At 36.2% G+C, this 25,611-nt stretch carries 28 protein-coding genes; 7 read left to right on the forward strand and 21 right to left on the reverse strand.

What is annotated here, in order from left to right; all coding sequences use genetic code 11:
- The first annotated feature begins 186 nt into the window (after positions 1-186).
- Complete coding sequence (locus tag CBW18_RS05255; protein ID WP_088300275.1) at positions 187-468, forward strand: DUF6364 family protein; 282 nt, start codon at positions 187-189, stop codon at positions 466-468.
- On the forward strand, positions 434-874 hold the full coding sequence (locus CBW18_RS05260) for a PIN domain-containing protein (protein ID WP_216359197.1): 441 nt from the start codon (positions 434-436) through the stop codon (positions 872-874). Before CBW18_RS05255 ends, CBW18_RS05260 begins: the two co-directional genes overlap by 35 nt.
- An 81-nt stretch (positions 875-955) precedes the next feature.
- On the opposite strand, the gene CBW18_RS05265 is transcribed toward CBW18_RS05260, so the two are convergent.
- The 15 genes from CBW18_RS05265 to hemA form a co-directional block, all read right to left on the reverse strand.
- Positions 956-1,768 (reverse strand): outer membrane beta-barrel protein, encoded by an 813-nt coding sequence (locus CBW18_RS05265; RefSeq protein ID WP_088300276.1) that lies wholly within the window; start codon positions 1,766-1,768, stop codon positions 956-958.
- A gap of 136 nt (positions 1,769-1,904) precedes the next feature.
- Positions 1,905-2,660 (reverse strand): hypothetical protein, encoded by a 756-nt coding sequence (locus tag CBW18_RS05270; RefSeq protein ID WP_088300277.1) that lies wholly within the window; start codon positions 2,658-2,660, stop codon positions 1,905-1,907.
- Positions 2,641-3,174, reverse strand: a complete 534-nt coding sequence (locus tag CBW18_RS05275; protein ID WP_253248970.1) for an RNA polymerase sigma factor — start codon at positions 3,172-3,174, stop codon at positions 2,641-2,643. Before CBW18_RS05275 ends, CBW18_RS05270 begins: the two co-directional genes overlap by 20 nt.
- Before the next feature lie 385 nt (positions 3,175-3,559).
- Positions 3,560-4,717, reverse strand: coding sequence for a hypothetical protein (locus CBW18_RS05280; RefSeq protein WP_088300279.1), 1,158 nt, complete (start codon positions 4,715-4,717; stop codon positions 3,560-3,562).
- A 162-nt stretch (positions 4,718-4,879) separates the two neighbouring features.
- The gene (locus tag CBW18_RS05285) at positions 4,880-5,434 is read right to left on the reverse strand and encodes a CopD family protein (RefSeq protein WP_088300280.1); all 555 of its coding nucleotides are present in this window, start codon (positions 5,432-5,434) and stop codon (positions 4,880-4,882) included.
- A 27-nt stretch (positions 5,435-5,461) separates the two neighbouring features.
- Positions 5,462-5,743 (reverse strand): type II toxin-antitoxin system YafQ family toxin, encoded by a 282-nt coding sequence (locus tag CBW18_RS05290; protein ID WP_088300281.1) that lies wholly within the window; start codon positions 5,741-5,743, stop codon positions 5,462-5,464.
- A complete protein-coding gene (locus tag CBW18_RS05295; RefSeq protein ID WP_088300282.1) occupies positions 5,743-5,955 on the reverse strand; it encodes a hypothetical protein in 213 nt (70 codons plus the stop codon). The genes CBW18_RS05290 and CBW18_RS05295 overlap by 1 nt, the downstream gene beginning before the upstream one ends.
- A 58-nt stretch (positions 5,956-6,013) precedes the next feature.
- Positions 6,014-7,039 carry a uroporphyrinogen decarboxylase gene (hemE, locus tag CBW18_RS05300; RefSeq protein ID WP_088300283.1) on the reverse strand — a complete coding sequence of 342 codons (1,026 nt, stop codon included), beginning with the start codon at positions 7,037-7,039 and terminating at the stop codon, positions 6,014-6,016.
- 194 nt (positions 7,040-7,233) lie between these two features.
- Positions 7,234-7,749, reverse strand: a complete 516-nt coding sequence (locus tag CBW18_RS05305) for a hypothetical protein (protein ID WP_088300284.1) — start codon at positions 7,747-7,749, stop codon at positions 7,234-7,236.
- The gene (locus CBW18_RS05310) at positions 7,749-8,453 is read right to left on the reverse strand and encodes a response regulator transcription factor (protein ID WP_029284042.1); all 705 of its coding nucleotides are present in this window, start codon (positions 8,451-8,453) and stop codon (positions 7,749-7,751) included. The genes CBW18_RS05305 and CBW18_RS05310 overlap by 1 nt, the downstream gene beginning before the upstream one ends.
- Before the next feature lie 8 nt (positions 8,454-8,461).
- Entirely contained in the window at positions 8,462-9,328 is an 867-nt protein-coding gene (locus CBW18_RS05315; protein WP_088300285.1) for a sensor histidine kinase KdpD, read from the reverse strand.
- Positions 9,329-9,475: 147 nt separating this feature from the next.
- Complete coding sequence (hemL, locus tag CBW18_RS05320; RefSeq protein ID WP_088300286.1) at positions 9,476-10,846, reverse strand: glutamate-1-semialdehyde 2,1-aminomutase; 1,371 nt, start codon at positions 10,844-10,846, stop codon at positions 9,476-9,478.
- 140 nt (positions 10,847-10,986) lie between these two features.
- The gene (gene hemB, locus CBW18_RS05325; protein WP_088300287.1) at positions 10,987-11,955 is read right to left on the reverse strand and encodes a porphobilinogen synthase; all 969 of its coding nucleotides are present in this window, start codon (positions 11,953-11,955) and stop codon (positions 10,987-10,989) included.
- A gap of 146 nt (positions 11,956-12,101) precedes the next feature.
- Complete coding sequence (hemC, locus tag CBW18_RS05330; RefSeq protein ID WP_172406449.1) at positions 12,102-13,691, reverse strand: hydroxymethylbilane synthase; 1,590 nt, start codon at positions 13,689-13,691, stop codon at positions 12,102-12,104.
- Between the two features lie 360 nt (positions 13,692-14,051).
- The gene (gene hemA / locus CBW18_RS05335) at positions 14,052-15,278 is read right to left on the reverse strand and encodes a glutamyl-tRNA reductase (RefSeq protein ID WP_088300288.1); all 1,227 of its coding nucleotides are present in this window, start codon (positions 15,276-15,278) and stop codon (positions 14,052-14,054) included.
- 104 nt (positions 15,279-15,382) lie between these two features.
- Here hemA and CBW18_RS05340 point away from each other — a divergent pair, with 104 nt between their 5' ends.
- On the forward strand, positions 15,383-15,775 hold the full coding sequence (locus tag CBW18_RS05340) for a DoxX family membrane protein (protein ID WP_088300289.1): 393 nt from the start codon (positions 15,383-15,385) through the stop codon (positions 15,773-15,775).
- A gap of 123 nt (positions 15,776-15,898) precedes the next feature.
- Positions 15,899-16,726, forward strand: coding sequence for a S9 family peptidase (locus CBW18_RS05345; RefSeq protein WP_253248971.1), 828 nt, complete (start codon positions 15,899-15,901; stop codon positions 16,724-16,726).
- Between the two features lie 22 nt (positions 16,727-16,748).
- Here the strand turns inward: CBW18_RS05345 and CBW18_RS05350 are convergent, their stop codons facing one another.
- Positions 16,749-18,023, reverse strand: a complete 1,275-nt coding sequence (locus CBW18_RS05350; RefSeq protein WP_088300290.1) for a mechanosensitive ion channel family protein — start codon at positions 18,021-18,023, stop codon at positions 16,749-16,751.
- Between the two features lie 50 nt (positions 18,024-18,073).
- A complete protein-coding gene (ispG, locus tag CBW18_RS05355) occupies positions 18,074-20,050 on the reverse strand; it encodes a (E)-4-hydroxy-3-methylbut-2-enyl-diphosphate synthase (protein WP_088300291.1) in 1,977 nt (658 codons plus the stop codon).
- 162 nt (positions 20,051-20,212) lie between these two features.
- Between ispG and CBW18_RS05360 the strand changes: the two genes are divergently transcribed.
- The 3 genes from CBW18_RS05360 (at position 20,213) to CBW18_RS21200 (ending at position 22,333) form a co-directional block, all read left to right on the forward strand.
- Positions 20,213-21,262, forward strand: a complete 1,050-nt coding sequence (locus tag CBW18_RS05360; protein WP_088300292.1) for an ATP-binding protein — start codon at positions 20,213-20,215, stop codon at positions 21,260-21,262.
- On the forward strand, positions 21,225-21,506 hold the full coding sequence (locus tag CBW18_RS05365) for a hypothetical protein (protein ID WP_088300293.1): 282 nt from the start codon (positions 21,225-21,227) through the stop codon (positions 21,504-21,506). The genes CBW18_RS05360 and CBW18_RS05365 overlap by 38 nt, the downstream gene beginning before the upstream one ends.
- 617 nt (positions 21,507-22,123) lie before the next feature.
- Positions 22,124-22,333, forward strand: a complete 210-nt coding sequence (locus tag CBW18_RS21200; RefSeq protein ID WP_140418632.1) for a hypothetical protein — start codon at positions 22,124-22,126, stop codon at positions 22,331-22,333.
- 108 nt (positions 22,334-22,441) lie between these two features.
- Here CBW18_RS21200 and CBW18_RS05375 read toward each other — a convergent pair whose 3' ends face one another.
- The 4 genes from CBW18_RS05375 to CBW18_RS05390 form a co-directional block, all read right to left on the reverse strand.
- Entirely contained in the window at positions 22,442-23,053 is a 612-nt protein-coding gene (locus tag CBW18_RS05375) for an RDD family protein (RefSeq protein WP_088300295.1), read from the reverse strand.
- 86 nt (positions 23,054-23,139) lie between these two features.
- Complete coding sequence (locus CBW18_RS05380) at positions 23,140-24,117, reverse strand: LiaI-LiaF-like domain-containing protein (protein ID WP_088300296.1); 978 nt, start codon at positions 24,115-24,117, stop codon at positions 23,140-23,142.
- A gap of 5 nt (positions 24,118-24,122) precedes the next feature.
- Positions 24,123-24,818 (reverse strand): PspC domain-containing protein, encoded by a 696-nt coding sequence (locus CBW18_RS05385; RefSeq protein WP_088300297.1) that lies wholly within the window; start codon positions 24,816-24,818, stop codon positions 24,123-24,125.
- Positions 24,819-24,837: 19 nt separating this feature from the next.
- Positions 24,838-25,527, reverse strand: coding sequence for an SDR family oxidoreductase (locus CBW18_RS05390; RefSeq protein ID WP_088300298.1), 690 nt, complete (start codon positions 25,525-25,527; stop codon positions 24,838-24,840).
- Positions 25,528-25,611 lie beyond the last annotated feature (84 nt).

Here is a 25,611-nt window from a genome sequence, read left to right on the forward strand (position 1 = left end):
AAAGATAAAGCTTAAAGCAGAAAGACTAAAGTTTAAAGCAAAAGAATATTACACAATTAAATAAACTAAGAGACTAAAGCTCATAGCTTAAAAATATCACACGTGTATTCTTATTAAAATTTGCACGTGTAAACACATCCATGTATCTTTACATCAATACATCTTGACGTCAATAATAAGAAGATTATGAATACCAAGCTAACCTTAACCATAGATGAGTCTGTTATTAAACGGGCGAAGGCTTATGCACAAGAGCAAGGGAGAAGTTTATCTGCTGTTGTAGAAAACTACCTTAAAGCTGTAACTACAAGAGAAGAAATTAAGCCTGTTGAAGAAGAACTTTCTCCACTGTTAAAATCATTATTAGCTAATCGTCCTAAAATTAATTTGCCTGCAGATTATGATTATAAAAAAGAATTAGAGAAAATTAGGGATGAAAAATATAAAAAATACTGGGATAATGAATAACATTGTTATCGATTCTGATATTTTATTAGACTTTCTTCTTCAAAGACAACTATTTTTTGATCACTCTTCAAAGGTTTTAGCACTCTGTGAAAGAGGAAAGGTTAAAGGATTTATTACAGGTTTAATAATAAGTAATACTTATTATTTGTTAAGGAAACATTTTCAACATAAATTGATTATGAATGACTTTAAACAGTTATTAGTTTTCTTAGATGTATTAACGATTGAAAAAAATACTATTTTAAAAGCTATTGATTCTGAATTTTCTGATTTTGAAGATGCCCTTCAAAATTTTTCAGCCGAAAGTAATGGCATCATTAATGCCATCATCACTCGTAATATTAATGATTATAAGAAAAGTAAGCTTAGCGTACTTACACCAACTATGTTTTTAGAAATATTATAAAACAAAAAATCCTGCCTCGCCTAACCGAAACAGGATTTACTGTGTGTTGTTTTGATCAAATACCCTTTTCAGGGTTTAAAATCAATTTAGTCCAAAGGTTACGCCGAAGCTCATGTTTTTCAAACCTGCCTGTGCTGTTGTATTAAACATATCGTTGAAATAGTATTTGGTAAATAAACCAAAACCACCATACCCTAACCTGAATGTACCACCATAACGCACCGACTGGAAGTGGTAATTATCATATTGTTTTTCTTTTCCACGTTCATCGCTAATCTGTTTTATTTTTCCATTTAAAAGGAAGCTCACTTCGGGGCCTAAAATAAAATAGAACCTTTTGCCTTTGTCGTTTTCTTTGGTGCGCAATTCAAAGTTTAAAGGAATGTGAACATAGCTACTGGAAAAACGATTTTTGGAGAAAGCGATATTTTCATTTACATAGGCTAATGTAGGTTGATTTTTCTGAATGGTAATGTTATCCCTTAAACGAATTAATGTCCAGTCGAAACCGCCCGCTACATAAACCTTAAAGTTCGAATTAAAACGATAACCAAATTGTAAAACATCGAAAGAGAACGTACTGGTTTTACCACCTTTATAATCTAAAAATTCATTGGTAGGTGATAAATTAAAACTACCATTATCAACTAACCTCGAAAAGCCCAGATCAACTCTGGTAAAAGTAATACCACCAACAAAACGACCTTTCTTAACTTTATCTAAAGAATCTGTATTTTTTGTGATCAGGCTTCCCCCCCCAATATTTATCGTATATTTTGCTTTCTTTTTCATCACCGTATCTTTCACTACGGTATCTTGTTGTGCAAAAGCACCTGGAGCCATAACACCGGTAAGCCCGCTTACCAAAAGTGTTGTAAAAATGAGATGTTTCATATGTTGTGTGTTTTTTTAAATGAGAATTATTGAATGAGAGAATTATAAAATGAATGAGTTGTTTTTAATTAAATGATTGATCAGTTGAATGAAAGAATGGTTGAACCTACCAAGTCTTATCACCCTCTAATTTGGTTTATTTCCTGTTTTTCTTACCAATTCTAAAAGGCCCGATGTTTACTGCAGATATGGAAGAATCATCATCATCTGTTCTGAACTGGATTAATTTATCTTTCCTTTTATCCATTTTATTTACGATCAGGTTAACTACATCACCCACATTACGGATTCCTCTTTTTTCAGGTTGATCATTTTCTCCTGCCACCTCATCCGGTAAAATAGTGCTGGTATTTGCAGCCAGAATAACTTCTTCCTGAGGTTTTAATATCGCTTCCTCAATTTTAGTTTTAAGATCCTTCTGAGGTGTTTCAGTTTTAGCCATTAAGGTTTCCTGCTTTGGTATTTCAGGCGAAGTAATTGGCTTCTGACTTCCAGCAGGAGCAGTCTTTTCTTTTTCTGAACTTTTTGCAATCATTTCAACGGGTTTTGAAGCCTCAGGTAAAACCCGTTCTATTTTTTCAGCTGGAGTGATTACAGCCTTAGCAGTATCTGTAACTGGTAATTTTTCAATTGCTGGTTTAGCTACTTTAGGTGTTATATGATTTGCAAACTGTTTCGGTTTAACATCCTGCTGCTGATAAACCAAAACACTCACAGTAGCGATTAATAGCACTGCTGCTGCCGATAACCAGTAAATGGGTATAATTCTTTTACTCTTTGGTTCTATTTTACTTTCAATGCTGCCCCATAAATCTTTAGCGGGTGCGATTTCTGCATCTTCAAAAGCATTTTTAAATAACTGATCAAAATCTTTATCCTGTATAGGTTGCATAACCAAATCCCTCCATTTTTATAATTTCTTCTTTTAATATCGCCCTTGCCCTTGATAATTGCGATTTACTTGCACCCTCAGAAATACCAAGTGTTTCACCGATTTCCTTGTGCGAATAACCTTCAATTACATACATATTAAAAACCATCCGGTAACCATCTGCTAATTTTTGTATTACCTTCATTAGATCCTGCATACCCAGTGTACCAAAATCAAATCCGGTTGAAGGTTGTTCGTATGCTTCATCAATATCAACTACATTCAGACTCCGTAAATTTTTCCGGTAACTTTCAATGGCAGTATTTACCATTACCCTTCTGATCCAACCTTCAAAAGAACCATCACCCCTGTATTCCTTTATCTTTTGAAAAATCTTGATGTAACCCATTTGCAATACATCTTCAGCTTCCATTTTATCTTTTGCGTAACGCATACAAACAGCCAACATTTTCGGTGCAGTTTGCCTGTAAAGCAATTCCTGCATTTTCCGGTCACCGGTTTTGCAGCCTTCCATCAAATCGTTTATTGTATAGCTTCGCGTCAATTTCATTGTGTGTTTGTATATAGAAGATGGCAGATAACACACATTGGTTGCATGGGAGGCAAAAAAAAGTTAAATAAAGTTAAAATTATCAGATAGATATTGATTTTCAGATGGATATCTGATGTTTAATTTTTAGAAAGTTATAGTTTTTTGATTTGAAAAGCAAAGGCAGAGCATTTTTTAAGTGTTCGTCCCGCTATTTGCTTCAAAGCCTTGGCTCGTTCCTCACCTTCATGTTTTTCGCTGCTATCGGGTTTAGAAATCAGGGAACAGTTTAAAAACAAGAAACCTCGTAGGTTTTGAAAACCTACGAGGTTTGAAATGGATCAGCTGAATCACCCTAAACCTTACACTTTTACCTTTCGGCTTTCTTCACCTTAAACAATTTAAAATCCTGTTTATACGTTAAGAAAAAAGAGTGGTTAAACTGCAATTGTTTATCGGTATGATCCAGATCAATATGTGGTTCGAACCGAACATCCAGATATAAATGTGGAATAAGTTCCTTCTGATAGGCATAACGCAGCGAAATGATATTTCTTCCACTTTGCTTTAAACCATTGGTATATAAATTACTCGAAACAGATTCATACAAAGGCATACCTTTTATCGAAATAAAATTATTCCCTTTCCAGTAAGATGCCACTAAGCTGCCCCATTTACTTTCCACGCCAGCATTCAGCCACATACCAAAACCACCTTGATAGGCTCGTCTTTTATCAGGCGAAAAATCTTTGTAAACCGCAATATAGTTATCGGTATAAACCTGTTTGATATTCGCACTAATATCTTTATGCAGTTTTAAACCCGCAGCGCCGTTAAAAACCGTACTAATCGGAATTTCCTTTAACACATCAATTTGTCCGCCCTGGTGGAAAGCCAGGAATTGTGCAGGAAAACTAAACTTCCATCCATTATTTTCAGCAATAGTAGTTTCGGTTGATAAACCACCTATTATTTCCTCTTTCGCAGCCTCTCCGGTGTAAATCATTTTCTGCCAGGCAATCCAGGCATCTAAACTAAATTTCTTCCGCTCTATCAATAGCTGTGTTCCATATTCAATTGGCGTAGTAATTATTCTTTCAAAATCATAAAGTGGTTCTATGTATTTATGCTGAATTCCTCCTTCCAAACTTCCGAAAACAAGGGTTAAATTTCTTTTATGGTATTTTAAGCTAAACAATGGTTTGGCATCTGTAACCCCATTTCTGCCAAAATCTTTTCTTATAAATGCACCTGCGGTGATGGCCAGATTTGGATGTGCATAATAAACGATCTGTGGCTGTAACTGTGTCCCGTAAAGGGTATAACCATCATGAAAATCGTTAGTATATTCGTAGTTCCGAACATAGTTTAAATTGTAAAAGTTAAAATGAACTTCATTGATTAAACTGCTGTCAGGACGGATTCTGTTTTCAAAAGCCGATTGATTGAATTGTGCTGCTGCGAAATAGGATGTGAATGAAAAAGTTAGGAAGAGTAAGGCCTTTTTCAAACCTGTGTTTATGAACATGTGCTTGGATTTTATCGCTCAAATTTAGAATAGTTTTTCGTAAAGTATAAAGGCGTGAGGATCAAAGTACCTAGAATTGAATACAAGTTTACGAAAAGCAAACAAAGCACTTCATTGGATTTTGACTTTCTGATTTAATCTTTCAGTTCTATTCTTAAAAGCTTATTTCTTCAGCCGGTAATTCTTGTACAGCTTAACTGCAATCATAATCGCCATTGCTACCCCCATGATGCCAATTAAACCATAAATCCAATTAATCGCATCTTTAAGAATAACCACAAAAACGATAGCAATCATAAAGATTGTTGCCAATTCCCGCCACAGGCGCAACTGAAAACTGCTCATTTTAAATTGATTGTTTTTAAGTTGCTTCACAATATTCTGGCAGATGAAATGATAGATTAGCAAACCGATTACAAAACCAAGTTTAACATGCATCCAGGGCATCTGTAACAGCATAGGATGTAATGTCAGCATGGAAACACCTGCCATAACAGAAATAACCATTGCCGGAACAGCAATAATTTTCCACAAAGTAGCTTCCATTTTAGTGAATTGCTGGAGAAGAATACTTTTTTCAGGCTCCGGCTTTTCAGTTGCCTCGGTATGGTAAATGAAAAGACTCAAAATATAAAATAACCCAGCCATCCAGCTGATGACAAATACAATATGTACCGCAAGAAAGTATGGATAATAGGGCTGCAGGGTTTCTATCATTAGACGTTGAAGAAATAAATGTTTGATTTAAAATAAATCAGAATGTGTTCCAACTCTTAATAAGATTTTTTCTCTTTCTTCCGTTACTTCAAACCAAATGATTAACAAATCAGGTTTAATATGAGCCTCCCAATTATTGTTATAATTTCCAATTAATTTATGAGGGCGATATTTCTTTTCAATTCCAACAGCTCCATCAATTTCTAATTTAAACAAAAAATCTTTAATGAAATCAGCATTCTTTGTTGAATGCTTTTTCATTAACCTAACATCCTTATTAAATTGATTAGTTGGTTTTAAAACAAACATTATAATAAGTCGATATAGGTTTTTATATCTGTAATTGGTTCACCTATTCCAATACCATTATGAGCATCGTTAATCGTTTTTAATGTGATTGAATTAGGAACAGGATTAGAATTATTAGAATTTTCTCTTTTAAAAGTAACACCAAGCTCTTTTAGTAGCTGTTTAACTAACTCACTTTTTTTTTCAGGAATATTTATAATAAGTGTTTCCATATTTAAATATAACAATTTATATCCGCCGTTCAAAGCCTACCTTAGGGAATTTAGGGCTTTAATACCTAAATTCCTTTACCACCTCAATTGCATACTTTACGTTGTCGAAAGGAATATCCGGCATAATACCATGTCCTAAATTGAAGATAAAACCTTCAGTTCCACGCATGCGCTCGAATAACTTATGAATCTGTGCTTTAATTACGGATTGATCTGCATATAAAATATGTGGATCTAAATTTCCCTGAACGGCAATACCCGCAGGCAAAGCATTCTTGATATTTAATAAATCAGCATTCCAGTCAACCGAAATTACGTCTGGTTTAGCTTCTGCCATAATCGGCGCAAAAACCGAACTTCCTTTACAGAAAGAAATTACCGGAATATCTTTTCTATTTAGGTTGGCAATAATTTCCTGAATGTAACGATGCGAAAACTCTTGGTAATCATTCCATGATAAGGCAAGCGCCCAACTATCGAAAATCTGAACAGCATTTACGCCAGCAGCAATCTGCAGGTTCAGATAATCTGCGGTTACCTTTGCAATTTTACCCAAAAGTTTGTGCGCTAACTCTGGTTGGTTATGTATAAAAAGCTTTGTTAATTTGAAATCTTTAGACGATCCACCTTCAATTAAATAGCTCATTACCGTAAAAGGTGCGCCAGCAAAACCAATTAGTGGTATATTTCCATCTAAACGTTGTTGAATTACTTTAATCGCATCAGCTACATATTGTAACTCATCCAAACAATCCACATTTAAATTTTCAATGTCCTGAGCAGTACGTACCGGATTGGCAAATTTAGGACCAACGCCTTGAGTGAAACTCAAATCGCCACCCATTGCTTCGCCCGTTACTAAAATATCGCAGAATAAAATCGCGGCATCAATTCCTAATAAATCTACAGGCAACATGGTAACATCGGCTGCAATTTCAGGCGTTTTACACATCTCTAAAAAAGAGTATTTGTTTTTGATCTCCCAATATTGCGGCATAAAACGACCAGCCTGACGCATCATCCATACTGGCGGACGTTCTGTTTGTTTTGAGAATGCAGCGTCTAAAAATAAGTTATTCTTCATGATTTGTAGTTGCTATTCCATTAAATCGCCATACTGAATTTATTTCAGCATCTTTCTTTATAATTAAAACCTGAACTAAATTCAGGATGACGAACGGAAAAAAAATAATGATGCAAAGCTATAAATAAAAAAAAAACGAAGTACCTTTTTATTCCTAAACTGATGCTTCGTTATTCAAAATGACAATATTAATATTATAATTTGCTGATTTCCCTTTCAACCTTCGCAATAATTTCTTTTGATCGGGTCGATTCTGCCAGTTCTTTAGCCAGTTTTGTATAGGCTTCTGCTTTTTCTTTATCTTTCTTTCTTAAGGCAAGATTGGCAAGATGAATCAGCACATAACCTTTCTGGTTCTTACCGCCCACCGGGAACCGGCTGGCCAGTTGAAAATGGTATTCGGCCTTATCATAATCTTCTTCTTTCAAGGCCATATTGCCCTGCATAAATTCATAATAGCCCCTCCGGTTTCTTGATAATCTTTCTGGATTAGGTACTTCAGCCAACATTAGTTTAGCTTTTACAAAATCATTATTTTTAAAATATTTGGATGCCATTAAAACAGAACTATGCCTAAAGTGACTCCAAATGATAAAAAGAAAAAGAAAACCAGCGACAGCCGCCAGCTCATACTGAGTATAAAAGATACAAACCAATGCTGCCAGTAAAAAAACAGCCATCAATACATACCTGCCAAGACTGTTATACATTAATGGATATCAGTGAATTTATAGCCTACCCCCCGAATCGAATGAAAATAAACCGGATTTTTCTGGTCTGGCTCAAAATACTTTCGGAACGTTAAAATAAAGTTATCAATTGTTCTGGTTGATGGATAAACATCATAATTCCAAACGGTTTCTAAAATTTGCTCACGAGAAACGGCATCATTCTTACGCTCAATTAAAAGCTTTAACAACATCGTTTCTTTTTTGGTCAATGGTGTAATGGTACCATCATCATTTTTCAATTCAAAAGAATTAAAATAGATTGTTTTATCACCGATTTTATAAGAGTTTAACTCCTTCAGATCATCAGATTTTAAGCTGCGTTTAACTAAAATACCCACACGAAGAATCAATTCTTCTAAGTTGAAAGGCTTAACTAAATAATCATCTGCTCCTTTTTTTAAACCTAAAACACGGTCTTCAGAAGTGTTTTTGGCTGTCAGGAACATAATCGGAACTTCTGCATTTTCCAGACGAATCGTTTCACACACCTGGAAACCATCCATTTCGGGAAGCATAACATCTAATACAATAAGATTAAAACGCTCCTCTTTAAAAACTTTAAGAGCTGTTTTGCCATCTTTAACGGCGTGAACTTTATAACCTTCCAGTTCGAGGTTTAATTTGATAGCATCTAACAAGTGATCCTCGTCTTCTACCAATAGAATTCTTAATTTTTGTGACATAATTGAGATTAACTAAATGTTACTTCAAAAATACTTCCTTGAGGCAGATTATCTTTTACTGTAATATCTGCATCATGGTATTGTAAAACCTCTTTCACAATAAACAAGCCTAAACCTGTTCCTTTCGCTTTCCTGACATTCTCATTACCAACCCGGTAAAACTTATCAAATATCAACATTTTTTCTGCATCTGAAATACCCGGCCCTTTATCAATTACACTGAATTGAATATGCCCTTCAACCTGATGCAAAAGCACATTTATCTCATCACAAGGGCTCGAATACTTTACTGCATTTTCTATCAAATTCGTCACGACTGACGATAAGGCAAATTTGTCACCTACAATCTGCAGATTTGGCTGAATTTGCGCATTAATCAATTGCTCATTACCGCAGGAGTGAACTTGCAACCTATCTGTGATCTTATAAACCAATTCAGAAAAATTAAATTCTTCCTTTGGAAAACTATAGGAACGATTTTCAATTTTAGTAGCCAATAACATGTTTTCAACCAGATCATCCAAACGTTCAATATCTTTTAATGAATTATTTAACAAAGAAACCTGACGGGCTTTATCCAGATCTCTTTTAACAATGGTTTGGATAGAAAGTTTTATGGCCGCCAGTGGCGATTTTAATTCATGCGTAATCGACATTAGGAAATTCTGCTGTTGTTCACGAAGTTTATCTTCACGTTTAAGCGACTGATGCAGAAAATAACCGCCGATACAAAGCAAAAAAAGAAAGACGGACCCTTCCCCCATAATCATTGTCATGCGGCTTGGCTGCAAACGCACAACCAAAGTTCCCCATGAAACTAACTGGATTAATGCGTAAAGCAATAATGCGTAAAATATAATTATAGATTTCTTCATTTGTTCCTTCGGGTTGATTGCACAGATTGTTTGATTACACAGATTTATTTAACGCTTTTCTTTATTTCGAGACATGAAGCAATGACAACTTCTAATACAAAACTCTCTGTTCTCTGTGAAATCTCCTTGCTCTCTGTGGTAAAACTTTTACTTCTTAAACACCAAATCCAATGCTTCAAAAATAGCACGTTTTGCTTTCTCCAATTCTATTTTGGTATGGGCCGCAGATACGAAACCAACTTCATAACCCGATGGGCCTAAATAAATTCCTCTATTGAGCAATTCACGGTGCATGATCTTAAATTTATCCATGCTTCCGGCATCAATATCATCAGCAGATTGAATTTTATCTTTCTCTGTAAAGGCAAACCAAAAAATAGAACCTATCGTAAAAACTTTAAATTTATAATTTCTGGCTGTAGCAAATCGTTGAATGCTGGCTACGAAATCTTGTGTTTTAGCATTTAGATCTTTATAAAAACCAGATCTGCTGAGTTCTGTTAATGTCGCAATTCCTGCAGCCATCGCAACCGGATTGCCCGATAAAGTACCTGCCTGATAAACACCTCCATCAGGAGAAATATGCCCCATAATTTCAGCAGAGGCACCATACATCCCCACAGGTAAGCCTCCACCGATGATTTTTCCATAAGTTACAATATCTGGTGTGATACCATAATGCGCAGCTGCACCTTCAAAGCCAACCCTGAAACCAGTGATGACTTCATCAAAAATGAGCAGAGACTTGTTATCTGTACAGATTTTACGTAAGAATTTGATATATTCTTCATCCTGCATGATCAAGCCATTATTTGCCGGAATACCTTCGATAATTACAGCCGCTACCTGATCTTTAAACTGATTGAAAGCTTGTTCAATGGCATTTGTATCATTTAAAGGTATTACGATGGTTTCTTCAGCGAAAGATTTTGGAACCCCTGCTGATGACGTTTCACCAAAAGTAACTAAACCGGAACCTGCCTTTACTAATAATGAATCGCTATGACCGTGGTAACAGCCTTCAAATTTGATGATTTTATCTCTGCCGGTAAATCCCCTGGCCAAACGAATCGCCGACATCACAGCCTCAGTACCAGAACTCGTGAAACGAATTTTTTCTACAAACCGGTTATTTTTAATAATCAGTTCTGCCAATTCATTTTCTAAAGCAGTTGGTGCACCAAAACTCATTCCGTTCTGCATCACTTCGGTAACCTTCTCACGGATTTTTGGATGGTTATGGCCTAAAATCAGTGGCCCCCAGCTTCCACAAAAATCAATAAATTGATTACCGTCTGCATCCCAGATATAACAGCCATCACCTTTTTCAATAAAAAGTGGTGTACCATACACCGATTTAAAAGCCCTTACAGGCGAATTTACACCGCCCGGGAAATACGTTTTAGACTTCTCATATAACTCCGCTGATTTTACCCTTGAAATATCAGGTTTACTTCCTGTGTTAACCGGAATATCGGCCTCATTGCCTGAAAATATTTTCTTTAATGAATCTAACATTTTTTTAGTTTTTAAGTTGTACGTATTAAGTTTTAAGTATTCGCCAAAACGCAGAACCTAAAACCTAAACTTACAATCTTCCTTTTCTCAAACCTATATATTAAGTTTTAAGTCTCTACCTAAACGTAGAACTTACAACTTTAAATCCAATCGTTATTTAAAATATCTTTAATATGATAAGTAGTAATGATACTTGCACCGGCTCTTGCAAAGGCATGCATCGTTTCCATTACCACCTTTTGTTCGTCAATCCAGCCACGTTCTGCAGCAGCCTTAACCATGGAGTATTCACCTGATACATTGTAAACCGCTATAGGTAGATTGGTATCTTGTTTTAACCGTTGGATAATATCCAGGTAAGCTAATCCGGGTTTCACCATCAGTACATCTGCACCTTCCTGTTCATCCAGCTGCGCTTCACGTAAAGCTTCTAAAGGATTTCTAAAATCCATCTGATAAGCTTTCCGGTCACCTTTGCCCGGGGCACAGTCTGCAGCCTCTCTAAACGGGCCATAATAAGCCGAGGCAAATTTCGTCGCATGACTCATAATAGCTGCATTTACAAAACCATTATCATCCAACAGATTTCGCATCGCTTCAATTCTGCCATCCATCATATCTGATGGCGCAAACATATCAGCTCCGGCTTGCGCATGTGTTAAAGCCATTTTGGCAATTACATCAACCGTTTTATCGTTTTGAACATAATCATTTTCCAAAATACCGCAGTGCCCATGAGTGGTATAAGAACAAACGCATACATCGGTCACCACATATAAATCATCGCCAAATTGTTTCTTTAATTCACGAACGGCTGTTGGCACCAGGGAATGATCATGATAGGCAGACTTTGCATCAGCTGACTTTTCATCTCCGACACCAAAAAGCATGATTTTATTCAAGCCCTTTTTCATTCCGGCTTCCACATCCTTAACCAAAGCATTAACCGAATAATGGTTTACACCAGGCATGGCATCAATCGCATGTGTAACATTTGTTCCAGGCACTACAAAATACGGGTACACAAACATATCTTTCGATAGTCGGGTTTCGGCTACCATCTCTCTCACTAACGGATTTTTCCGTAATCTTCGCGGACGATTTAACATATAATTAGTATTTAGTATCAAGTATCGAGACTTGAGTATTCATTTTTCCTTGGAAGTGATTTCACCGATTCCTTATTTAATAGCACTGTTATGAGTAAGTCGTTTTGCTTTCAGCACTAATCTTTTAGCTTCCAAACCCTCAACCTCTATTTAATTTCTATTCCAAAAACGGCCTCTGCTAATCCGATTTCATCAGGAGAATATGGCAAGGCATATTTTACGCCCATCTCATCAAACTTTTTCCCTGTTGAATTACCGATGGCAATTACTTGTTGCCCAGGTTCTAGCAAATTATCAGCAAAATAGGCATCTACATTGGATGGACTGGTAAAAATTAACACATCAGCATAACTCTGGTCGATGTTTTCTTCAATTACCGTTTCGTAAATGGGTAAATCAATAATTTTAGCATCAGCTGGCAAAGATTTTTGGATAGACTGCAATGAATCCTGTGCCCTTGGAAACAGGATATTTTTTCCTGAAACCAGCTTTGCAAAATCTTCAGCAACTTCTGTAATATCACCACTTTCACCTACAAAATTGGCAACATGACCAAACTTACGCAAGGCATCCTCCGACCCCCTACCTACTACGCCAAATTGTGTTTTCTTAGGTAAATGCGGTTTAAGATTGAAAAAATACTCCACACTATTTCGGCTGCTAAAGAAAATCCAATCAATATTTTTTAAAATAAACTGATCTAAAACCGTTACGATAGGAAAAGTACGAATTAAAGAACGGCCTTCAATTTCAATTCCTTTGCTTTCCAGTGCTTTACGAAAATAGCTATGTTCTCCAATTTCGCGTGAGATAAAAACTTTAGCCGGCTTCTTTCTTTCCTGACTAAACTTGGCAACGATTTTTTCGGCCAAACCTTCCGTCGTTTCTGAGCGCAAAAACAAGCGTTCAGGAAAATCATCTGCGGTTTCAGCTTTTGATGTCCATACTTCAAAGACACCATCTTCTTCTTTGCAGTAACAGCCTAACGGCATATGGCACCCTCCCTCAAACAAGTTCAAAACTTTACGTTCCACACCCACTTCTTTAGCAGTTAAGGGATCGTGTAGTGTTTGAAGTGCTTCAAATAGTTCATGATCATTTTCTCTGATTTGTATGGCTAAAGCACCCTGAGCCGGAGCCGGAACAAATGTAGTAGGTGCTAATTCCTCTACATGAAACTCACTAACATCTAAACCCAACCGTTTAATACCAGCTTTGGCGAGCATAATGGCATCATAGCTTTCATCCCTCAATTTCTGGATACGTGTAGGTACATTTCCCCGTAAATCTTCAATTTCCAAATCAGACCGTAAGCCCAATAATTGCGCTTTTCTCCTGTTTGAAGAAGTACCCACCATGGCACCCTTTTTCAATGAAAGTTTCTGGGATACATCTACGCAATCTTTTAAAATCAATAGATATTCAGTGGCTTCCTCACGTGGAGGAATAGCGGCAATAGTTAAGCCTACAGGATGATTGGTTGGCAAATCTTTCAGGCAGTGAACGGCCAGGTCAATTGTACCAGCCAGGAGCTCTTCTTCCAGTTCTTTGGTAAAAAAACCTTTTCCTTCTAATTTATCCAATCTCAAATTCAGGATTTTATCGCCCTGTGTTTTGATGATTTTAATATCAGCTTCTATTCCAATTGCAGCTAACTCACTTTGAATATGATTAGCCTGCCATAAAGCGAGGTCGCTACCGCGTGTTCCGATGGTTAATTTCTTCACTATAAACATTTGATGAGTAGCAAATTTAAGGTAAATAGTGCTTGAAACTATAAATTGTTTAAAAATGAGACAGTGAGGTTACAGAGAAGGGAGATTGAGATGAAAGTAGCGTAATTTAAATCACAATGAGAAGCTCCCGTAGCTGGATAGTTATTTATTAATTAGGCTAAAAACCCTTTAGGGAACAGTAATTTAAAATGCTAAATTGTAAGTGAAATGAATTCGTTTGACCAGATCAGGAGGGTAAAAAAGTATAAGCTTTAATCGAAGAGCATTACATCTAGAATTTGTTCACCCTGATTAAACCCAAAAGAGATAAAGCCTAACTTACGTACTTTGGGCGTACCTTAAGCGTTCTTTGCAGTTAAATTAAGATTCTTTAACCAGAATTTCTTTGGCCATAATCATCGGTACACTGATGCACTTTTTCTCCATATAATTCATTACGCGTTCCAGAACTTCGCGGGAGGCTTCGTCCATCTGGCTAATTTCATCTGCAAATACGCCATTCAATGCCGTATTTTTGATTTCTTTAATCTTCCGTGGAACATCCTGCATGGCCAGTTCAATCCGGCGTTGTTTCAGTACGGTAAAAAACTCAGCAATATTGGCATTGATGATATCCTCAGCGTGAACCAATTCATTATAACGTTCCTGGATATTTTTACGGGCAACTTCTTTTAAAGATTCTACTTCAATGTAATGAACCGGGTTGTTATGAATAACAGCGGGGGCCACATCGTTCGGGATCGCTAAATCAACAATTACCTTTTTCCCCGTATCGCCATTTAATAGCTTAGCATAAAGGGCTTCATTGATAATGGCCTCAGTAGAACCTGTACAGGTAATAATCACATCAAAGCCTTCCGTAAAATCTTCTAAAGCTTCCAAAGGATAAGCTTTACCATTCAACTCTCCCGCTAAAGATTCTGCTTTAGATAGGGTACGGTTAAAAATAGAAAAGTTTGAGTATTTATGTTTGTTAAGATATTTTGCAATATTCTGGTTGGTTTCACCTGCTCCAATGATTAATACACGTGAATTGCCGCACATGTTTAATTCTTTAAGCTTGCGATAAGCAAGAGAAACTACAGAAACCGGATTTTTTGAAATGTTCGTATGCGTATAAACCTCTTTCGCAGTTTTAACCACCCGCTCCATAATCATACGCATATAATCGCCGGTAAAACCTGCATCACGGCAGTTTTCATAAGCTTTACGTATCTGTGCAAGAATTTCTTTTTCGCCAACCACCAAACTTTCCAAAGAACAAGACGTTCTTAAAAGATGGTTGAAAGCTTCTTCGTTTTCGAAAACGGTAACATTATCAAGGAAACGCTCCATAAACTCCGGAGGCAAACCCATGTCCAATACCGTAAGAAACCGGGTAACAAATTCTTTATCTGTTTTCTCTTTAGTCAAAAAAACAAACTCTACACGGTTGCAGGTTCCAACGTAAAAAATTTCGCTAACAGGAAGCTCAGTTTGAATATTCTTCAACCTGCTATCCAAACTCTGGTCACAAATAACTAATTTCCCTAAAGATTTCAGGTCGATGTGGTGATGCGTAAAAGCTATTACTTTTAAATATTCCAAGTGCTTCCGTTGTTAACTATTATCGGGATACAAAAGTAGCATGGATGATGCATGTCACCGTCATTCATCTGTAATTTAGGTTAATTTAGAACGGTTTTAAATAGATGCAAAACACTGACAATCGAAACATTATTTACAAAACTTTCCTAGGGATATATGGCCTTTTGTATATCCTGGGAGGGATTAATCATTTTATATCAACACCCGCATATCACGCCATTATGCCAAAATGGTTGCCGGCTCATGCATTTTTAATTTATCTATCTGGTATGATGGAAATTGTTTCAGGAATAATGCTGCTTTTTTCAAGAACAAAAAAACTGGCTGCTTTATTTATTATTCTGATGTTAGTTGCATTCCTACCTGCACATATATACATGATTCAGATCGCACCCTTTCAGCTTGGCAAAATTTTGGTAACACCCCTTATTGCTTGGGTGAGATTACCATTTCAACTATTATTGATCGGCTGGGCCTGGTATTATTATCGAAAATAGGATAAGATAATGAGAATTTACTCCTCCTATTTTTCATAACACCAGCGAAAGGATATGATAAGCGCACACAAATTTACAACAAAATCAGTTTTAGTAAGTTTATCTTATACACCAATTCCTTAAATGATGATTGTACAAAATGATTTTAGCTTAAGTGGTTTAGATGGAAAACTAATTATTGGAGATATTACTTTTGATGATAAAAACCCTAATACCCCAATTGTACTTTTCGTGCATGGCTTTAAAGGGTTTAAAGATTGGGGCGCACATCATCTGGTGGCCAGATATTTCGCCAGCAATGGATACAGGTATATTAAATTCAATTTATCACATGGTGGCGTACCTGCAGATCATCCTGTAGATGTTACTGATATGGAAGCTTTTGCCAGCAATACCATTTCTAAAGAGCTTTTTGATGTAAATGCAGTACTCGATTTTATAACCAAAGCTTATGGTAGTGAAACCCGAGTAAATTTAATTGGCCATAGTCGAGGTGGTGGATTAGCCATCATTGAGGCCGCAAATGATGTGAGAATTAATAAGCTCATCACCTGGAGCGCTATTTCGAGCTTCAATAGTCTTTGGAAAAAGGAACAGGAAGCGGAATGGAAAAAAACAGGCAAAATCTTCGTAACCAATGCAAGGACGAAAGAACAAATGCCCTTAAACGTTACTTTACTGGAAGATTTTGAGCAAAATACTCAGACATTCAACATCATTGATGCAGCTAAACGCATTAACATTCCGTGGTTAATTGTTCAGGGTGATGATGATGTAAATGTCCCTTTTGAGCATGCACAAAAATTAGCAGATGCCAATCCGAATAGCAGACTGGCGAAAATTGAAGGTGCCAATCATGTATATGGCGCATCTCATCCTTATGAAACCGAAACCTTACCACCACTTTTATTGAAGGTTTGTGAACGGTGTTTAACTTTTTTAGATGAGTAAATTGATAGCAAAGCGGGGATGTTTAATCATTCCCTTTTTCAACAAATTTTCTCATGTCACTTCCACTAGGACTTTGAAAAATCTCCAGATCGAAGTAAGGTACGGCAGCCAGCAGGTGATCGAAAATATCTGCAGCAACCTCTTCAAATTTTTTCAATGCCTTTTCTTTCGAGAAAACGTATATTTCTATTGGGAGTCCGTTTTCAGTGGCCTGTAACTGGCGAACCATAAAAGTTAAATCGGTATTAATGGAAGGATTACTTTCCAGATATTTCTCAGCGTAAACCCTAAAAGTGCCAATATTCGTCATGTGACGCCCGTTTACCAGGTTATTGGGATTCACCGTATTTTCAGCGTTGAACTGCTCAATTTGTAATTGCGTTTCTTTGAGGTAATCCTTTAAAAAATCAATGCTTTGCAAACGGCTGATTAAATCATCATCACAAAATTTTATGCTCGATATTTTAATATTAATGTGGCGTTTAATCCTCCTCCCCTCACTTTCTTCCATCGCCCGCCAATTTTTAAAAGATTCACTCACAATGGCATAACTAGGCACAATAGTAACCGTTTTATCCCAGTTTCTCACCTTAATGGTGGTTAGATTAATCTCGGTAACTTCTCCATCGGCGCCATATTTTTCTACGGTAATCCAATCACCAACACGAACCAAATCGATGGCACTCATTTGCACTGAAGCCACAAAGCCTAAAATTGGATCGCGAAATACTAGAATAAAAACAGCGGTAACGGCTCCAAATCCTCCAAAAATATACAAAAGCGACTGGTTAAGTATGATGGATAAAATCAACACAAAACCAAAGATATAAATGATAATTTTAGCTACCTGCTTGTAACTCCTGATGGGTTTATCAGCATATTTTCGTGACGATTCCATCACAGAAACCAACGCATTTAAAAAGGCATTAATGGCGAACATGGTTGCCAGCACCACATAAATTTTAGAAAAAATAATGGCGTAGAAATACCAGTTTTTAAAATCAATAAAAACATATGGAACGGCATTATAAATGATGTAGGCACCGAATATTAAGGCAAAAGCCCTGAAAACACGAAATTCGTATAAGGCTAGCTGCCAGTCTGATTTAGTTTTTGCACTTTTGACTACACCAATAAAAACTTGTCTCGTAACAAAAATCGTGATGAACAGAAAAAGTGTAACACCAATTGATCCAAGTAGAAAATAGCTGTAAATTAATGCTCCGCCTGTTAATCCCTGTTCGATTAAGAGTTTTCTTAATTCATTAAAAATGGATTCAAACTCGAATAGGTTCATGAGCGCAATTTAGGTTTATTCTTGGAAAGTTAGACGACTTAAGGAGGTGATTAAATCTTCTCTATCCAATTGCCGTCATTCTTAATGATTTCAATCAGTTCATCTAAAGCAAAAGCCGTATTAACATTCTTCTTCACCACTTCCTGACCGCGATATAGCGTAATTTTGTCTGGACCTGTACCTACATATCCATAATCAGCATCGGCCATTTCACCCGGACCGTTTACAATACAGCCCATGATTCCGATCTTAAGCCCTTTCAAATGATCGGTCCTTGAGCGGATAAGTTGTGTGGTTTCCTGCAGATCAAAAAGTGTTCTGCCGCAACTTGGGCAAGAAATGTATTCAGTTTTACTGATACGTGTACGTGTGGCCTGCAAAATACCAAAGCTGGTGGAGTTAATTAATGCAAGATCCAGGCCTGGTGCATCTATCCAGATTCCGTCACCAAAACCATCCGTAAATAGTGCACCAAAATCTGTTGCAGCATAAAGCATTAAGGTATCTGCATCCAGATTTTCATAACTTCTTCTGATGATCACCGGAATTTGCATGTTCAGGCTTTGCAAAGCAATAAAAAATGCTCTTTGTTCTGCCATTCCGTGTTTAGCGGATGTTTCGAGAACGAGCACAACATTATCTAGTGATACAGTTGTTAAAGTGGTTAGTTGGCTCGCATCAATTCTGACGAAATTCAAAAACTCATCCTTCACTTCAGTCCTGCTAAATTCTTCTAGGGAAAATAGAGGATGACAGTTGTTTTTATCACGAAGATTTAGCCATGTATGATAGTTATAAACCTGCTTTAAATTTCCAGGAAAAGAAAAGGAAGGCAGGTTATCACCAAGAAAAGCCAGGTCACATGCCTGATCGGCCAGGTTATATTTATCTAATCCCGCACTGTAATTATAGCCAACCGAACTCAAAAAGTAAGGATCTTTCAGGTTTTCTTTTGAAACATCAATCATGACCAAAGGGTGGTGATGATCACCAATGTGCTGAACAGACTGGGTAATTCTTCTTGAATAGGCGTATGGAGAGTAAGTTGGAAGTTGATTATTAGGAGTTGGGAGTATAATCGGCGACTCCGCACTCCGAACTTCAAACTCCAAACTCCTTTTCACATACCGATCAGCCAAAGCTTTTGCTACCGGTGCTTCAAATTCGGGATCTTCGGTTAAGGAAACACGAATGGTATCACCTAAACCATCTTCCAGCAGAGTACCAATGCCTACAGCAGATTTAATTCGTCCATCTTCGCCATCTCCTGCTTCTGTTACGCCCAGGTGTAAAGGATAATTCATGCCTTCTTTCACCATGGTTTCAACCAATAAACGATAAGCCTGAACCATTACCTGTGTATTGCTAGCCTTCATAGAGATCACCAGGTTATAATAATTTTCGGCCTCACACATGCGGATAAATTCCATAGCAGATTCCACCATTCCTCTTGGTGTATCGCCATAATGACTCATGATCCGGTCTGAAAGTGAACCATGATTGGTTCCAATACGCATGGCAGTACCATATTCCTTACAGATTTTTATCAGTGGAATAAATTTTTTATTAATTCTTTCCAGTTCAGCAGTATAGGCATCATGCGTGTATTCCAGATTTTCAAACTTCTTTTTATCAGCATAATTCCCCGGATTTACTCTTACCTTCTCAACAATTCTTGCAGCCATTTCAGCTGCATTTGGTGTGAAGTGAATATCAGCAATCAGTGGGACATCATAGCCTCGGAAACGTAATTCCTTTTTAATATTAGCTAAATTTTCAGCTTCTCTTATGCTGGGTGCGGTGATACGAACATATTCACAGCCAGATTCTACCATGCGAATGGTTTGCTCTACTGTTCCAATGGTATCCATGGTATCGGTTGTTGTCATCGATTGGATACGAATGGGGTTATGACCACCTAAAGCGATGTCTCCAATCTTAACTTCGCGGGTTAAAAACCTGGAATACTGCGTTAAACTGTTGCAATACCCTCCACCTAACTCATGCTTTACCGATAAATTTTCCATGCTACGGCAAAGATAGGCTAAATGTTTAATTGTTAAATTGATGGATTGTTAAAATTTTAAGATAGTAAAAATTTATTTTGCTAATAATTAAAAGCAATATTTCCTTATTTTGCTATTATTTTATAGCAATTTTTACTATTTTTGCTTCTAAATACTATCAAAATGGAAAAGTTACGGCTTAAATCAAATTTAATTGTACAGCAACAAACAATGAATATTGTGAGGCCATTATCAAAAAAGATAGACTGGAGCGATAGACTTATTAGCATTTTGGGCGCCAGAGGGACTGGCAAGACTACCTTGATTTTACAGCACATTAAAGCTAATTATGGTTTAAGTGATGAAGCGTTATATGTTTCTATGGATGATATTTATTTCTCCAATAACAAATTATCAGACTTTGCAGAAGAATTTAGACAAAATGGAGGAAAAATATTATTTATTGATGAAGTACACAAATACCCGGATTGGGCAAAAGAAATAAAAAATATATACGATTTTTACAAAGACTTAAAAATCGTATTTACAGGTTCATCTATTATTGATATCTCCAGACAAAAAATAGATTTGAGCCGTAGGGCAGTACAATACGAATTAACAGGATTATCTTACAGAGAATTTTTAAGTTTTAGTAATATTATAAATCTTGATGCTATTTCATTAGAGGATTTGCTTCAAAATCATATTCAAATTGCACATGATTTAATTTCAAAATTTAAGCCATTACAGTACTTTAATGAATACTTAAAACATGGTTACTATCCTTTTTTTGTAGAAAATATCAATACCTATCACCTACGACTGGAAAAGGTTGTTAGATTAATTATAGAAGAAGATTTACAGTTTATAGCAGGTTTTAACCCACATCATTCCAGAAAAATCTATCAATTACTTTATATTTTATCAACTAATGTCCCTTTTAAACCTAACATTAGCAATTTAAGCGAAAAAACAGGAATTAGTAGAAATGCAATTGTAGAGTATTTGTATTACTTATACAATGCAAAATTAATAAACACGCTTTCGGCGGCTGGTAAAAGCATTAGTACCTTACAAAAACCTGATAAAATTTTTTTAGAAAATACATATCTATCATTTGCATTAAGTCCAAATAACACAGAGAAAGGTTCTTTACGTGAAGCCTTTTTTATGAATCAGCTTACAAATGCCGGGCATGCTATTAAAAAAATCATTTGCATTAAGTCCAAATAACACAGAGAAAGGTTCTTTACGTGAAGCCTTTTTTATGAATCAGCTTACAAATGCCGGGCATGCTATTAATTTACCTCTTAAAGGCGATTTTTATGTTAATGATCAATTCACTTTTGAAATCGGAGGTAAGGGAAAATCAACTAAACAATTAACCGGGATTGACAATTCTTTCTTTGCCGTTGATGACATGGAAGCGGGTATAGGCAATAAAATTCCTTTATGGATGTTTGGTCTACTTTATTAATTTATTATAATTTAGAAAATAATCAAAATAGAAGTAATATTATCAAAGCCGGAATATTGATTTCTGCTATTTGGCTTGTCCTAAATCGCAAAAGTATATCAAGCTTTTCTATATCAACCTATCTTTAATTACTAAAGTATCAGCAGTAATGTCGTGCCAGCATTGATTTTTTTTATTGAGAAAGCAATACAGATAGCCAAAAAAAACAGGAATTAGTAGAAATGCAATTGTAGAGTATTTGTATTACTTATACAATGCAAAATTAATAAACACGCTTTCGGCGGCTGGTAAAAGCATTAGTACCTTACAAAAACCTGATAAAATTTTTTTAGAAAATACAAATCTATCATTTGCATTAAGTCCAAATAACACAGAGAAAGGTTCTTTACGTGAAGCCTTTTTTATGAATCAGCTTACAAATGCCGGGCATGCTATAAAAAATTGTAGAGTATTTGTATTACTTATACAATGCAAAATTAATAAACACGCTTTCGGCGGCTGGTAAAAGCATTAGTACCTTACAAAAACCTGATAAAATTTTTTTAGAAAATACAAATCTATCATTTGCATTAAGTCCAAATAACACAGAGAAAGGTTCTTTACGTGAAGCCTTTTTTATGAATCAGCTTACAAATGCCGGGCATGCTATTAATTTACCTCTTAAAGGCGATTTTTATGTTAATGATCAATTCACTTTTGAAATCGGAGGTAAGGGAAAATCAACTAAACAATTAACCGGGATTGACAATTCTTTCTTTGCCGTTGATGACATGGAAGCGGGTATAGGCAATAAAATTCCTTTATGGATGTTTGGTCTACTTTATTAATTTATTATAATTTAGAAAATAATCAAAATAGAAGTAATATTATCAAAGCCGGAATATTGATTTCTGCTATTTGGCTTGTCCTAAATCGCAAAAGTATATCAAGCTTTTCTATATCAACCTATCTTTAATTACTAAAGTATCAGCAGTAATGTCGTGCCAGCATTGATTTTTTTTATTGAGAAAGCAATACAGATAGCCAAAAAAAACAGGAATTATAGATAAGATTTTAGAAAAATTGCGTGCCATGGAACGACCTGTGGTTATCCTGCTTCCTTCCAAATCTGTCACCTTAATATTCAGCATCCTTTTACCAATGGTAGCTTGCCTTGATGATGATTCTGCAAATACACCATAAATTAATTTAACGATAAAAATGACAGGAAATGGCACTATAAAAGCCATAATTCTTTCATCCTTTCCTTGTATAAAAATATAACTGGTGAGGATGATAACCGTATAAATTCCAAATATAATAAAGTGATCGATCACTGAAGCAAGTAACCGCTGGTCAAACGCGGCAAAATATTGAGGAGCAGTTTTTTGATATTTAAAGCCTAAAAGCTCACGCAATTCGGGAATTGCATGAGCTTCTTTATAATCGTCCATTCCGGGTGTGCGAATGAAGGTATTGGGCGTTATGTTTAACCCCTCCAGATCTGATAAAACGTAAGGGCCTTGTGGCTTACCATTAATTACAACTGTATATTGATCAGGATTCATTGGATTTTTAGATTTTAAGATCAAAGTTTTTAAAGGCCAGGACCATGTATAGCCTTCAACTTTCCACCCTCAAACCTTCAACCTTTTTAGTATCTACTTACTTCAAAGTTACTTAATCCGCCGTCTAAATTGATGAAAATTTTGTTTGTTGATGCTTTATAATTTGAAGTTTCATAAAGTCCGTCACTTATTTTTTCAAATCCTGCGAAATCCTTTGCCGATAAGCCGGTTTGCGTTTTTATTCTGCAACCAGAATTAACGGGAACTTTAATCTTCACATCTGCCACGCCTGATTTCACAATTACATCAGTAATGGGCAACAATTCACCAAGTTTAATATCTAAAGCTGCAGCGCCACCATCAAAACGGAATGTGCGCACTTTATAATCCTGAAAATCGAGATCAGCTGAACCTGCACCTAGTTTCATGAAAATTTCCCAGTTCGCAGTTTTATTTAAATGAAAGTCGACATCATTAGAACCATTATTAAAGTTCCATTTTTTTCTTTTATCATCCAGCTGGAAAGTAAGAATAGTGGCACTATCCGTTACTGCTTTTTTCAATGAAAAATTACCATTTTTCCCTTTAACATTCGCATCAATCAATTCAGAAGTTTCTCCATTTAAATTGAAAGATATTCCGCCTCCAGCAATGTTCAATATTGTTTTCTTTGCATTATCTGTAGATACAAAGGGTTCTGAAAGTTTAAATTCTCTCACGGATGATGTATCTCCATCATTATCACTGTCATCATCATTGTCATCGATATCAATATCCACGCCTTTTTTAAAATGACTGCCCCACCATGAACCACGCTCAGGAATTTGTTGTCCTCTGATAAAGAGAAATGACAATGCCACTACCAATACAGCTATAGATATAATACTGCCGGTTTGAGAATTATTTCTGTTGAACAGAATATTCAGTCCGCCAATGATTAAGAATATTGGCCAGAAGCCCCAGACATTACGCCAGTAAAAGTTGATTATTCCAAAGTTTTCGAGTAGAAGTACACCACCTATAAAAAGCAGTAAAATACCCCAAATTAATCTATCTAATTTCATAAAATTTATAATTGAGGAGGGTGAGTTGTTATAGTTTCTTTAGACTCTTGAGATGTTGGATCGTCCGGTGTTGCAACAGTATCTGAAAAATCTGCCTTTTTATCTTCTTCAGCAGCTTTCTGTTGCTGCTGAAAAGCCTGCCAATCGTTTTTTCTTTTTGATTTAGCGATAATACTGATTCCTAAGGCAATAAAGATTAATGGCCACATAAACTTAAACAGGTTTCTGATGGTAAACCAATCGGGGATGAAATCCATTTCCCGCATTAAAAAGAAACAACCAATCACCAGCATCACCAAGCCAGCAACTGTACGCCCGGTATCATTAGGCTTATTAAACTTATTGAAATCGGGCTGGGTTTCAAAAGCCGTTTTTGAAGCACCTTCATTTACAGGCTGCGTCCAGTTTGGATTTCCACTTCCTGCAGGTCCGGTAAATGGAGATGGATTACCAAATGGACTGGTATTTTTTTGATTAAAATAATCGTTAAATTTTGAGAACCTGGATGCCGGATCATTGTTAACCGGAACGATGATCCACATGATCACATAGGCGATCAAACCGGCCCCAGCCATAAAAATGGTTGACAATACAAATAACAATCTGATTATGGTAACCTCAACCTGCATATAGTCTGCAAGTCCTGAAGCTACCCCGGCAATCATCTTATCATGTTCGTTTCTAAAAAGCTTCTTTTCCATAATGCTGTTTATTTAGCGTTTAAAAATCCAGCGGTGTGATTAAAACCTCATCAACATTTGCCCCTTTACTTAAGTTTAAAATGGCATAAAGCGTTTCAGCAATATCGGCGGGTTGTACAAATTTCTCATCTGGTATAGTTGTTCCTTCCCAAGAAGCTGTTTTTGTTGAACCCGGCAAAAAGGCTGTTACTTTAACATGGTGTGGTGCTAACTCTTGCCGCAATACATAATTAAGACTTAACATCGCTGATTTTGTTACACTATAACTTCCACCATTTTCGACAGGGATTTTGCTCGCGACCGAACAGATGTTAAAAATATGTCCACAGCGCCTTGAACGCATTTCTTTCCCCAAAAATTTACTAATGTAATAAGCTGCATTAACGTTTAGCGCTTGTTGCGCTTCGAAAACTTCATCCGTTTCATCTAACAAACTGCCTGGCATATAAACACCTACATTATTAACAAGAACATCTATATCACCAAATTCATTTTTTACCTGGTGAAGAAATTGATAAACCTCTTCCTTAATAGAACAATCTACCAGATAAGTTTTAATCATTCGGTCTGGCTGCGCAAGTTTTTCACACAGTTCATCTAAATCATGCGAACTTCTGGCTACCAATGCCAAATCATACCCTTCATTATAAAGTTTAACTGCTATTGCCCGACCAATGCCTTTTGTTGCGCCCGTGATTACCGCTTTCATTTCCCGTTATTTAATTTTGTTGACAAAAAACCATATTAATAATCAAAACCACGAATATTTTTGCAATTATCAAAGACCGACAAC

This window comes from Pedobacter sp. AJM (assembly GCF_002197755.1).
Classification (GTDB): domain Bacteria; phylum Bacteroidota; class Bacteroidia; order Sphingobacteriales; family Sphingobacteriaceae; genus Pedobacter.

What these genes read in the sequence shown, in the direction of transcription:
- ispG (WP_088300291.1), bottom strand. Translation starts at nt 20,050, where the DNA reads ATGGAAAATTTATCGGTAAAGCATGAGTTAGGTGGAGGGTATTGCAAC.
- hemB (WP_088300287.1), bottom strand. Translation starts at nt 11,955, where the DNA reads ATGTTAAATCGTCCGCGAAGATTACGGAAAAATCCGTTAGTGAGAGAG.
- hemE (WP_088300283.1), bottom strand. Translation starts at nt 7,039, where the DNA reads ATGAAGAATAACTTATTTTTAGACGCTGCATTCTCAAAACAAACAGAA.
- CBW18_RS05360 (WP_088300292.1), top strand. Translation starts at nt 20,213, where the DNA reads ATGGAAAAGTTACGGCTTAAATCAAATTTAATTGTACAGCAACAAACA.
- CBW18_RS21200 (WP_140418632.1), top strand. Translation starts at nt 22,124, where the DNA reads ATGAATCAGCTTACAAATGCCGGGCATGCTATTAATTTACCTCTTAAA.
- CBW18_RS05270 (WP_088300277.1), bottom strand. Translation starts at nt 2,660, where the DNA reads ATGCAACCTATACAGGATAAAGATTTTGATCAGTTATTTAAAAATGCT.
- CBW18_RS05345 (WP_253248971.1), top strand. Translation starts at nt 15,899, where the DNA reads ATGATGATTGTACAAAATGATTTTAGCTTAAGTGGTTTAGATGGAAAA.
- CBW18_RS05340 (WP_088300289.1), top strand. Translation starts at nt 15,383, where the DNA reads ATGCAAAACACTGACAATCGAAACATTATTTACAAAACTTTCCTAGGG.
- CBW18_RS05255 (WP_088300275.1), top strand. Translation starts at nt 187, where the DNA reads ATGAATACCAAGCTAACCTTAACCATAGATGAGTCTGTTATTAAACGG.
- CBW18_RS05390 (WP_088300298.1), bottom strand. Translation starts at nt 25,527, where the DNA reads ATGAAAGCGGTAATCACGGGCGCAACAAAAGGCATTGGTCGGGCAATA.
- CBW18_RS05350 (WP_088300290.1), bottom strand. Translation starts at nt 18,023, where the DNA reads ATGAACCTATTCGAGTTTGAATCCATTTTTAATGAATTAAGAAAACTC.
- CBW18_RS05275 (WP_253248970.1), bottom strand. Translation starts at nt 3,174, where the DNA reads ATGGAAGGCTGCAAAACCGGTGACCGGAAAATGCAGGAATTGCTTTAC.
- CBW18_RS05260 (WP_216359197.1), top strand. Translation starts at nt 434, where the DNA reads ATGAAAAATATAAAAAATACTGGGATAATGAATAACATTGTTATCGAT.
- CBW18_RS05310 (WP_029284042.1), bottom strand. Translation starts at nt 8,453, where the DNA reads ATGTCACAAAAATTAAGAATTCTATTGGTAGAAGACGAGGATCACTTG.
- CBW18_RS05375 (WP_088300295.1), bottom strand. Translation starts at nt 23,053, where the DNA reads ATGAATCCTGATCAATATACAGTTGTAATTAATGGTAAGCCACAAGGC.
- CBW18_RS05295 (WP_088300282.1), bottom strand. Translation starts at nt 5,955, where the DNA reads ATGGAAACACTTATTATAAATATTCCTGAAAAAAAAAGTGAGTTAGTT.
- CBW18_RS05380 (WP_088300296.1), bottom strand. Translation starts at nt 24,117, where the DNA reads ATGAAATTAGATAGATTAATTTGGGGTATTTTACTGCTTTTTATAGGT.
- CBW18_RS05265 (WP_088300276.1), bottom strand. Translation starts at nt 1,768, where the DNA reads ATGAAACATCTCATTTTTACAACACTTTTGGTAAGCGGGCTTACCGGT.
- CBW18_RS05280 (WP_088300279.1), bottom strand. Translation starts at nt 4,717, where the DNA reads ATGTTCATAAACACAGGTTTGAAAAAGGCCTTACTCTTCCTAACTTTT.
- hemC (WP_172406449.1), bottom strand. Translation starts at nt 13,691, where the DNA reads ATGTTTATAGTGAAGAAATTAACCATCGGAACACGCGGTAGCGACCTC.
- CBW18_RS05315 (WP_088300285.1), bottom strand. Translation starts at nt 9,328, where the DNA reads ATGAAGAAATCTATAATTATATTTTACGCATTATTGCTTTACGCATTA.
- CBW18_RS05285 (WP_088300280.1), bottom strand. Translation starts at nt 5,434, where the DNA reads ATGATAGAAACCCTGCAGCCCTATTATCCATACTTTCTTGCGGTACAT.
- CBW18_RS05305 (WP_088300284.1), bottom strand. Translation starts at nt 7,749, where the DNA reads ATGTATAACAGTCTTGGCAGGTATGTATTGATGGCTGTTTTTTTACTG.
- hemL (WP_088300286.1), bottom strand. Translation starts at nt 10,846, where the DNA reads ATGTTAGATTCATTAAAGAAAATATTTTCAGGCAATGAGGCCGATATT.
- CBW18_RS05290 (WP_088300281.1), bottom strand. Translation starts at nt 5,743, where the DNA reads ATGTTTGTTTTAAAACCAACTAATCAATTTAATAAGGATGTTAGGTTA.
- CBW18_RS05365 (WP_088300293.1), top strand. Translation starts at nt 21,225, where the DNA reads ATGCTATTAAAAAAATCATTTGCATTAAGTCCAAATAACACAGAGAAA.
- CBW18_RS05385 (WP_088300297.1), bottom strand. Translation starts at nt 24,818, where the DNA reads ATGGAAAAGAAGCTTTTTAGAAACGAACATGATAAGATGATTGCCGGG.